At 76.9% G+C, this 1,386-nt stretch carries 2 protein-coding genes; both read right to left on the bottom strand.

Features of this window, described 5'->3' with window-relative positions; genetic code table 11:
* The coding region (locus ACWEVO_RS36535) for a cytochrome P450 (protein ID WP_452311952.1) at positions 1 to 932 on the bottom strand (932 nt) is incomplete at its 3' end.
* Positions 933 to 941: 9 nt separating this feature from the next.
* The coding region (locus ACWEVO_RS36530; protein ID WP_452311951.1) for a class I SAM-dependent methyltransferase at positions 942 to 1,386 on the bottom strand (445 nt) is incomplete at its 5' end.

Genomic DNA, 1,386 nt, shown 5'->3' with positions numbered 1-1,386 from the left:
ACCGCCGCGTCCCGGCCGGCCCGGGCCAGCCACGCCACGATGCTGGTGCCGGCCGGTACGGCCACGTCGCCCAGGGTGGTGTCGACGGCGGCCACCCGGCGCCAGGTGACGATCGGCGGCTCCAGCCGCAACCCCTCCTCGACGACGTCGGCGACCGCGACCTCGCCGCGCCGCAGCCCGGCCCGGACTTCCGGTTCGCCGACCAGCCGGTGCAGCAGCAGGGTGAGGAACTGGGAGGTGGTCTCCTGGCCGGCGACCAGCAGGAAGAAGAGCGCGCCGACCACCACGTCGGGGGAGTGGCCGGCGGCGCGCAGCCGGGCGGCGAGCCCGCCGCCGGTGGCGGCGAAGGCGCGCAGCACGGTGTGGAACCGGCCGACCTCGGCGGCCAGGGCGAGCTGCCGCGCCGCGTCGAGCGGGGCCCAGAAGAGTTCCAGCGCGGCCCGGGCGAAGTCCTTGACCGCGCCGACCGGGGCGTCCGGCAGCTCGACCAGCCGGGCCAGCACCAGCAGCGGCAGGTCGGCGGCGAGTTCGGCGTACAGGTCGACGGGCCGGCCCGCGTCGAGGGCAGCGGTGAGCCCGGCCACCCGCCGCCAGACCAGGTTGGTCAGCCAGGGCTGCTGCGCGGCCACCCGGTCCGGGTGCAGGGCGTCGGCGACGATGCCGCGGATCTCCGGGTGGCTGGCCGAGGAGTTGTTGGCCAGCGTCGGCGGCAGCCGGAAGCGGTGCCCGGCCAGGACCCGCAGGGCGGCCACCGGGATCGGGGTCACCGCGTCGAGGGCGTTGTCCGGGCGGAACGTCACCGGGTCGGTGAGCAGCCGCCGGACCAGCGCGTGCCGGGTGACCACCAGATGGGGTACGCCGACGTGGTCGACCACGGTGGCCAGGTCCGGCCACGGTCCGTCGACGGACTCCCCCCAGCCCCGGAACAGCACGGCGACACGCTAGCGGGCGGCTCCCGGCGGAGCCGGGTCCAGCTCCCACACGGTGGTGTGCTTCACCCGTACGCTCTCCAGCGCCTCGGTCACCGGCACCTCGTACGCGGCCAGCTGGTGGAAGCGCTCGCGGGGCAGGAACGCCCGGCCGGGGTCGCCGACCAGCACCCGGGCTCCGGACCGGGCGGCCCGGAGCAGGAAGCGCAGCATCCGCCTCGCCATCGCCTCGCTGTAGAAGACGTCGCCGGCGAGCACCACCTCGGCGTCCCCGGCGTCGCCGTCCAGGATGTCGCCGAGTTCGGCGGCCACGCGTACCCCGTTGGCCTCGGCGTTGAGCGCGACGGCCGCGACCGCCCGCTCGTCACCGACCACCCCGACCTGGTCGCGGGCCGCCGGGTGCTCGACCTCGCCTCCGGCTCCGGCCTGGTCGCCATCGCGGCCGCCCGGGCCGGCG

This window comes from Micromonospora sp. NPDC003776 (assembly GCF_053605645.1).
The sequence above is the reverse complement of the archived record's forward strand: the minus strand, read 5'-3'. Positions and strand labels throughout refer to the sequence as shown.